General features: G+C 67.5%; 6 protein-coding genes and 1 pseudogene. All 7 read left to right on the top strand.

Translation table 11 applies throughout. The features are described from left to right. Nucleotides 1–494: dimethylamine monooxygenase subunit DmmA family protein (locus AC1DKD_RS35610; RefSeq protein ID WP_477144330.1), on the top strand; the 494-nt coding region annotated here is incomplete at its 5' end. Continuing rightward, nucleotides 491–1,453, top strand: coding sequence for a PDR/VanB family oxidoreductase (locus tag AC1DKD_RS35615; RefSeq protein ID WP_441631286.1), 963 nt, complete (start codon nucleotides 491–493; stop codon nucleotides 1,451–1,453). The genes AC1DKD_RS35610 and AC1DKD_RS35615, both read left to right, overlap by 4 nt. Before the next feature lie 8 nt (nucleotides 1,454–1,461). Then, entirely contained in the window at nucleotides 1,462–2,505 is a 1,044-nt protein-coding gene (locus AC1DKD_RS35620; RefSeq protein ID WP_477144331.1) for a heme-dependent oxidative N-demethylase family protein, read from the top strand. 117 nt (nucleotides 2,506–2,622) lie between these two features. Continuing rightward, a complete protein-coding gene (locus AC1DKD_RS35625; RefSeq protein ID WP_441631290.1) occupies nucleotides 2,623–4,815 on the top strand; it encodes an oxidoreductase in 2,193 nt (730 codons plus the stop codon). Nucleotides 4,816–4,892: 77 nt separating this feature from the next. Then, nucleotides 4,893–7,055, top strand: a complete 2,163-nt coding sequence (locus AC1DKD_RS35630) for a (Fe-S)-binding protein (RefSeq protein WP_477111410.1) — start codon at nucleotides 4,893–4,895, stop codon at nucleotides 7,053–7,055. Between the two features lie 13 nt (nucleotides 7,056–7,068). Then, nucleotides 7,069–8,514 carry a hypothetical protein gene (locus AC1DKD_RS35635; RefSeq protein WP_477144332.1) on the top strand — a complete coding sequence of 482 codons (1,446 nt, stop codon included), beginning with the start codon at nucleotides 7,069–7,071 and terminating at the stop codon, nucleotides 8,512–8,514. After that, nucleotides 8,511–8,726: pseudogene (locus tag AC1DKD_RS35640) on the top strand (electron transfer flavoprotein subunit beta); the annotation flags it as partial. The gene AC1DKD_RS35635 and the pseudogene AC1DKD_RS35640, both read left to right, overlap by 4 nt.

Raw genomic sequence — 8,726 nt, forward strand, 5'->3', positions numbered from 1 at the left:
AGGTGCACCTGGCCGTGGCCCGGGGCGCGGGTGGCGACGCGCTGCGTCGCCTGGCCGGCGCGGCCAGGGCGTGCAAGGTGCTGTACGCGGCCGAGGCGGGCGCCGACCTCACGCAGGCGGTGCGGGCAAGCAGCGCCGATGTGACGGTCGCGGCGTCCACCGCGGCGCTGCTCGAGCAACTGGGCGATGCACTGGCCTCGTTGCCGATGGGCCTGCGCTTCTACGCCGCCGGCGACGAGGATTTCCTCGCCGAGGTGAGCCGGGTGGCGGAACTGCATGGCCTGGATTCCGCCGAGATGCAATGCGAATGCGTGGCGCCCGGCGCGCGGCGGGTCTACTGCGTACATTGCCGCACCTGCAACGCAGCCGTGTCCGGCGGCATCGCGCCCTGCGCGGGCTGCGGCCGCAAGCTGCTGGTGCGCGATCACTATTCCCGCCGGCTTGCCGCCTTCATGGGCGTGATGGCCGATGCGGAAACGCCGGGGGCAGCATGAAACCGCAAGAAAGCATACCGGTACGCGTGACGCGGATCGAGGCGGTGACGCCGCTGGTCAAACGCTTCACGCTGTGCCACGCCGATGGGGAAGCTCTTCCCGCCTTTTCGGGGGGCAGCCATATCGTGGTCGAGATGCAGGGCGAGGACCGCCTGCACCGCAACCCGTATTCCCTGATGAGTTCGCCGTGGGAAACCGGCCAGTACCAGATCGGCGTGCGCCGCGTCGACGAAGGGCGGGGCGGTTCGCGTTTCATGCATGAGCACGTGAAGGAAGGCTCGCTCCTGCGCGTGCGCGCCCCGGTCAATCTCTTCCCGCTGCTCAAGACGCGCCGGAAACACATCCTGATTGCCGGCGGCATCGGCATCACGCCGTTCTTCTCGCAGTTGCCGGAATTGCAGCGGCTGGGAACGCCGTACGAACTGCACTACGCCGTGCGCAGCCAGGAACACGCCGGCTTTGCCACCGAGCTGCTTCGGCTGGCGGGCGAGCGGCTGCATCTCTATGTGGAGGACGCCGGCCAGCCGCTGCACTTCGCCAAAGTGCTGGCAGGCCAGCCGCTAGGCACCGATGTTTATGTCTGCGGCCCCGCCGGCATGATCGAGGCGGTGCGCCAGGCGGCACGCGCGGCGGGATGGCCGGACAGCCACGTGCACTGGGAGCAGTTCCTGGCTCCACCGGCGGGCGCGCCATTCGAGGCAGTGCTCGCGCGCAGCGGCATCACCGTCCAGGTAGGCGCGGAGACCAGCCTGCTCGAAGCGATCGAGGCGGCCGGCGTCAAGGCGTCCTACCTGTGCCGCGGCGGCGCCTGCGGCCAGTGTGAGCTGGAGGTGCTGGAGAACGACGGGGAACTGGTCCACCACGATCACTATCTTTCCATCGAGGAAAGGGCAAGCGGCCGCAAGCTGATGCCCTGCGTCTCCCGGGCGAACTGCCAGCGCCTGGTGCTGGCGATCTAGGAGGCGCGATGCACACCACGTTCAAGCAAGACGAGACTTTCCGCGGCAACTTTGCTTATGCCAACAGCCCGGCCGCGATCCAGCGCTTTCCGTTTCCGTTCCACGAAGACCGGTACATGTACTCGGTCAACATCGAACCGCATGCTGCCGGCCCGGCCGGCAGCGTGACCGAACATCCCTTCGACGTCGACGAGCACTACATCGGCGAATGCCGCGAACGGGCCCTGGTGCTTGCGCAGGACCCGGGCCGCTGCATGGCCTTGCCGCACATGATGCAGGCGGAGTGGGACACGCTGGAGCTGATGATGGAGTCGCTGGCGGCCAGCTATCCCGCGCACTTCACGCTGCGGCGCGACGGTACGCGCTGGACCTGGGAGAACCGCCTGCTGGGCCTGCGCCAGGACTTTGTCTTTGGCGACGCCGCGACGTTGCCGTATCCGCCGCTGGAATACATTGCCCGCCAGAACCAGGGTGACTGGGTGTTGATGGATCAACGCCAGGACAACCTGTTCATGGACGCCGGCATGGTCACCACGCAGGCCGACTGGTCGTTGGATTTCGATCTCGGCATGAGTTTCAGCGAGTGGCACGGACCCGTGCCGCTGGCGCACGAACTGGGCATCTTCGACCGCGCCTTGAAGTATCTGCTGCACCTGCGCGCAGGCGCGCCGGTGCGCCGGCTGAACTGGACCATGACCATTCACCCGCGCCTGGACACCTCGCCGGAGCGCTATCCGGAGTGGGGCGCGGACCGGGCCTCGGTCACTCGCGAGACCGCGGGCGAACTGGTGCACCTGCGGGTGGAACTGCAGACGCTGTTCCGGCTGCCCCGCAGCAATGCCATCGGCTTTGGCGTGCGTTGCTACCTGATCAGCTTGCAGGAACTGGCCACGGTCCCCAGGTGGGCGGCGCGCCTGCACCGCGTGCTGCGCACGCTGCCGGACGAACTGGTCGACTACAAAGGCATCACGCGCTACCGGCAGGCCGCGATCGACTGGCTGGCGCGGCACGACGACGGCCRCACCCTCGGCGCGGGTACCGCCCCGGGGTAAGCGCGGCGAAGACACAACAAGATCGGCACCCACAGAAGATTCAATGCGGAGCCAGCGCGCTCCGCACTGCTTGCGACGCCTTGCGCGATCGCCTTACAAACCGGCTGGAGACAAAAAATGGCCCGCGACCCACGCTACGACATCCTGTTCGAACCGATCCAGATCGGTCCCAAGACATTGCGCAACCGGTTCTACCAGGTGCCTCATTGCATCGGCGCCGGGTCCACGCTGCCCGGCTTCCAGGCCGCGCACCGTTCGCTGAAGGCCGAAGGGGGCTGGGCCGCGCTGAATACGGAATACTGCTCCATCCACCCGGAGTCCGACGACACGCACCGGCTGTCGGCGCGGATCTGGGACGAGGGCGACGTGCGCAACCTGCGCGCGATGACCGACGAGGTGCATAAGTACGGCGCGCTGGCCGGCATCGAGATGTGGTATGGCGGCGCGCACGCGCCCTGCATGGAAAGCCGGGCCACGCCGCGCGGCCCGAGCCAGTACGCGTCGGAATTCGAAACGCTGACCTACTGCAAGGAGATGGATCTGCGCGATATCGCGCAGGTGCAGCAGTACTACGTCGACGCCGCCTACCGGGCCCGTGACGCGGGTTTCGATATCGTCTACGTGTATGGCGCGCACTCCTACTTGCCGCTGCAGTTCCTCTCGCCGTACTACAACAAGCGCACCGACAAGTACGGCGGCTCGCTGGAGAACCGTGCCCGCTTCTGGCTGGAGACGCTGGAGAAGGTGCGCCGCGCCGTGGGCGACGACTGCGCCATCGCCACGCGCTTCGCGGTGGACTCGCTGTACGGCTGCGCGGGCATCGAGGTGGAGCAGGACGGCATGAAGTTCGTCGAGATGGCGGATTCGCTGCTGGACCTGTGGGACGTGGATGTGGGGGATATCGCCGAGTGGGGCGAGGACGCCGGCCCCTCGCGCTTCAACCTGCAAGGCCACCAGATCCCCTGGACGCGCTTTATCAAGCAGGTGTCGAAAAAGCCCGTGCTGGGCGTGGGGCGCTTTACCGATCCCGAGAAGATGACCGAGATCGTGACCAAGGGCATCGCCGACATTATCGGCGCGGCGCGTCCGTCGATTGCCGATCCGTTCCTGCCGAAGAAGATCGAGGAAGGGCGCATCGATGACATCCGCGTCTGCATCGGCTGCAACGTCTGCATCTCGCGCTGGGAAATCGGCGGCCCGCCGATGATCTGCACGCAGAACGCCACCGCCGGCGAGGAATACCGCCGCGGCTGGCACCCGGAGAGGTTTGCCAGGAGGAAGTCCGACGACGCGGTGCTGGTGGTCGGCGCCGGCCCGGCCGGTTCGGAATGCGCGCGCGTGCTGATGGAGCGCGGCCATACGGTCCACCTGGTGGACCAGGCCGAGAAGATCGGCGGCCACCTGAACCAGATCATCACGCTGCCTGGCCTGGGCGAGTGGGGCTATCACCGCGACTACCGCGAAACCCAGATCAACAAGCTGCTGAAGAAGAACAAGCAGAGCCAGCTTGCGCTGGGGCAGAAGGCGCTGACGGCCAACGCCATCCTGGAATACGGCGCCGAGAAGGTGGTGATCGCCACCGGCTCGCACTGGGTCACCGACGGCACCAACTGCCTGACCCACGACCCGATCCCGGGCGCGGACGCCTCGCGCGACGACCAGCTGACGCCGGAGCAGGTGATCGCCGGTAAGAAGGCGATCGGCAAGCGGGTGGTGATCCTCAACGCCGACACCTACTTCATGGCGCCGAGCCTGGCCGAGAAGCTGGCCACGGCCGGGCATGAGGTGACCATCGTCAGCGGCGTGCACCTGGCCAATTACATGCACTTCACGCTGGAATATCCCAACATGATGCGGCGCCTGCACGAGCTCAAGGTCAAGGAGATGGGCGACCATTTCTGCAGCCGCATCGAGCCGGGCCGGCTGGAGATCTACAACATCTGGGGCGACGGATCGCGTCGTACCTACCGCGGCCCCGGCAAGTCGCCGCGCGACGAGAACAAGAGCCATCGCTGGCTGGAGTTCGACTCGCTGGTGCTGGTGACCGGCCGCCGCTCCAACGATACGCTGCACCGCCAGTTGAAAGCGGCGGAGGACCGCTGGGAAAGCGTCGGCATCAAGGGCGTGTACCTGATCGGCGATGCGGAAGCGCCGCGGCTGATCGCGGATGCCACCTTCGGCGGCCAGCGCCTGGCCCGCGAGATCGAGGAGGCGGACGCGCAGATCCCGCTGCCTTACCGCCGCGAGGTGCCGGTCTGGGGCGTGCCGCACAAGAAGGAAGGCACGTTCGAGATCATCTACAAGATCTGATCCGGGCAGGGAACGGCCACGCAGGCCGTTCCCGCCGGACGCTTCGCGCCCCCGCATCCACACAGACGGAAGCCGCCATGCCAGCCGCAGACAAGTTCGACCCGCTCCAGGTCACCCGCGTCCTGTTTGAAGGATTCTCGTCACCTGCCATCGTGCTGTTCTACCTGGTGGGCTTCGCTGCCATCGGCGTGTTCTGCTACGGCACCTACGTGCAGATCCGCAAGTACCGGCGCGGCCAGCCGCTGGGCACGCCGCTGGAAATCGGCAAGCGCTTCATGCAGATGTGCCGCACCGTTGCCAGCCACCGCACCATCGCCCGGCGGGATCCCGCCGCCGGCCGTGCGCACCGGCTGATCTTCTACGGCTTCGCGCTGCTGTTTATCGGCACCGCCACGATCACGCTGGAATACGACATCACCGGCAAGCTGCTTGGCCTGCGCTTCTGGCACGGCAAGTTCTACCTGTGGTTCTCGCTGGTGCTCGACTGCGCCGGCGTGGCCATGATCGCCGGGCTGGTCTACATGATGATCCGGCGCGGCTGGATCAAGCCGCCCAAGCTCGACTACACCCGGCCGGACCGCAAGCCGGGAGAGCCGGGCTATGACCGCAGCGGCTACCGCCGCGAGGACTGGGCCTTCCTGTGGGCCCTGATCATCATCGGCGTGACCGGCTACGTGCTCGAAGCCGCGCGGCTGGTCTGGCTGCAGGAAAGACCCGAGGTGTGGGCGTTGCGCTGGTGGTCGCCGTTCGGCGCCGCGCTGGCCGAGGCGATGCGCACCGTGGGCGTCGGCGCCGGGGCGGCAGGCGTCTTGCGCTCCGGCTTGTGGTGGTTCCACGGCCTGCTGGCGCTGACGCTGATCGCGCTGATCCCCTTCACCAAGGTCAAGCACATTTTCACCGCCGCCGGTTCGCTGATGCTGCGGGATCCGCTGGCTGCGCAGCGCCTGCCGCGCCAGGCGGCCACCGGGGACAAGGTCGGCTACGGCACGATCACCGATTTCACCTGGAAGCACCTGCTCAACCTGGATGCCTGCACCAAGTGCGGCCGCTGCCACGAGGCCTGTCCGGCGCAAGCGTCTGGCGCGCCGCTGTCTCCGCGCGACGTGATCCTCTCGTTGCGCGAGTTCGCCAACGATGCGCTGCAGAAGCAAGCCCTGCCGGACGAGGTCAAGCTGAGCCCGCACGGCAAGGACGGCGGCCAGGTGTTCATGGAGACCTTGTGGTCCTGCCGCACCTGCATGGCCTGCGTGGAGATCTGTCCGGTGGCGATCGAACACGTGCCCATCATCGTCCAGATGCGCCGCAAGCTGGTGGAAGACGGCGATATGGAGCCGCAACTGCAGAAGACCCTGCAGACGATCCACAAGACCGGCAACTCCTTCGGGGAATCCAAGCGCAAGCGCGCGGCCTGGACCAAAACGCTGCCGTTCGAGATCAAGGACGCGCGCAAGGAACCGGTGGATCTGCTGTGGTTCGTGGGCGACTATGCCTCGTTCGATCCGCGCAACCAGAAAGTCAGTCAGGCGTTCGCCACATTGCTGCACGATGCCGGCGTGAAGTTCGGCCTGCTGTTCGAGGGCGAGTCGAATGCGGGCAACGATGTGCGCCGCGTTGGCGAGGAAGGCCTTTACGAACTGCTGGCCGAGACCAATATCGTGACCCTGGGCACCGCGCAATTCAAACGCATCGTTACCACCGACCCGCATTCGTACAACACCATCCGCAACGAATACCCGGATTTTGGGGGCACTTATGAGATCGAGCACTACACCAGCTACGTGCAGCGCATGCTGGAGCAGGGCCAGATCAAGGTGCGCCAGCCGCAGCGCCTGCGCGTGACCCTGCACGATCCTTGTCACCTTGGTCGCTTCAACAAGGGCTATGGCGCGCCGCGTGACATCCTGAAGCAGATCGGCTGCGAACTGGTGGAAATGCCGCGCCATGGCGACAACTCCTTCTGTTGCGGCGCCGGTGGCGGCCGCATCTGGATGCCCGACCCGGTCGGCGTGGAAAAGCCGTCGCAGAACCGCATGCGCGAGGCCGCCGGCATCGAAGGGCTGGAAGTCTTCGTGGTGTGCTGTCCGAAGGACCTGACCATGTTCGAGGACGCCCTGAAGACCAGCGGTTACGAAGGCAAGTTCGTGGTGCGCGAGTTGATCGAGTTGATCCGCGACGCCCTGGCTGAGCCGGCTGAGGCCGCCCCGGCCAGCCATGCCGCTATCGGCCTGGTGGAAGCTTAGGGCGGGGGCGGAGATGCGATTCTCGGGCCGGCACTGGAACGAGCTGCTGCGGCGTGCGCAGGAAGACGCGGAGCCTTACGCGGCCGCTGCGCTCTATCCGCACGCGTTGCCGGCACACCAGGCGTGCTTGCTGCCGCGCCTGTTCGATGCCCGCCAGGACCGTTTGCTGTTGGCGTCGGCGGGATTCCTTGCGCCAGCGGTACTGGCGCGGCTTGCCACGATCGCCCGCGACGATGCTGCGGTCGGCTTGCGCCTGGCGCRCAATCCGGCCGCTCCCGCGCAGGCGCTGGTGACGCTCTGGCGCGGCGGCGGGGGCGAGCGCCTGCGCCTGCTGCTGGCCAGGCATACGAACATGCCGCGCGGCGTGCTGGCGCAGATGGCCGAAGGCACCGCGCAGGTCGAGATTCTGCGGGCACTGTGCGAGAACACGGGTACCGCTGCCGATGTGCTGGCGGCGCTGGAGCGGCGCCACCTGCCGGTGCTGCACCGCCTGCTTGCCATCAACCTGGCCACCGCCGCGGATACGTTGCTGTCCCTGTGGGCGGCGGCGGTAGACGAGCCGGCCGTGCGCGCCCAGGTCTTGCTGCATCCGCATTGCCCTGGCCGCTTGCTGGAGGCCGTGCCCGAGACCGTGCTGGAACGGCGCTGCGGGGCGCGGCATCCGCGCGCGCCGGTGGCGCTACTGCGGCAACTGGCGGCCGATGCCGACCCGACCGTGCGGCGCGCGGCCGCCGCCCATGCCGCCGTGCCCGCGCAAGCGCTGCTGACGCTTTGCTTCGATGCCGAGGCCGGCGTGCGCCGCGCGGTGGCGGCGCGGGCGGACCTGTCGGCAAGAATGGCCGGCTGGCTGCAGGAGGACACCGATTCCTGGGTGCGCCGCACGGTGGCCCGCAATGCGGCTTGCCCGCCGGCGCTCCTGGCGATTGCCGCTGCGGACGCTCATGCCGAAGTACGGCGCGCCGCCGCCCGGCATCCAGCCTGTCCCGCTGCCGTACTTGAGCGGCTTGGCGCAGACCCTGAGGACTGGGTCCAGGCGGGCGTGGTCTACCGCGACGAACTGGCGCCGCCGCTGCTGCGCCGGCTCGCGCGCAGCGCCAGCGTGGACGTGCTGGCGGGCGTGGCGCGCAATGCCGCCACATCGCCTGCGCAGCTTTCCAGGCTGGCGGCGCACGAGAGTCCGGACGTGCGCCGGGCAGTGATCCTGAACCGCGCCGCACCGCGCGGCGTGCTGCTCGCCTTGCGTCAGGATGGCTATGCGCTGCACCGGGCGATGGTGCTCGATCACCCCAATTTCACGGATGCGGACCGCTGGCGCATGCGGGACGACCCCGACACGCAGGTTCGCTTCCGCATATTCAGTCATTTCGCGCGGCTGGCCGGCGTGCCCGCCGCCGCGCATACCGAGGCTCCGCCGAGAGCCGAACAATCAGCACCGCTGATGACGATGGAGACGCTATGAAGATACTGGTGACGATCAAGCAGGTGGCTTCGCTGGACGAGGACTTCGAGATGCGCGGTGACAACCGCGATATCGACCCCGACTTCCTGGTGCACGACCTGAACGAGTGGGACAACTTCACGCTGGAAGAGGCCATGCGGCTGAAGGAGGGGCCTGGCGGGGACAACATCGAGGTGGTCGTGGCCACGGTGGGGCCCGACAGCGCCGACGAG

The sequence above is a fragment of the Cupriavidus sp. 05T313 genome (assembly GCF_056396665.1).

Excerpts from the sequence above, each read along its gene's own strand:
- AC1DKD_RS35615 (WP_441631286.1), top strand. The coding sequence starts at position 491 with ATGAAACCGCAAGAAAGCATACCGGTACGCGTGACGCGGATCGAGGCG.
- AC1DKD_RS35625 (WP_441631290.1), top strand. The coding sequence starts at position 2,623 with ATGGCCCGCGACCCACGCTACGACATCCTGTTCGAACCGATCCAGATC.
- AC1DKD_RS35630 (WP_477111410.1), top strand. The coding sequence starts at position 4,893 with ATGCCAGCCGCAGACAAGTTCGACCCGCTCCAGGTCACCCGCGTCCTG.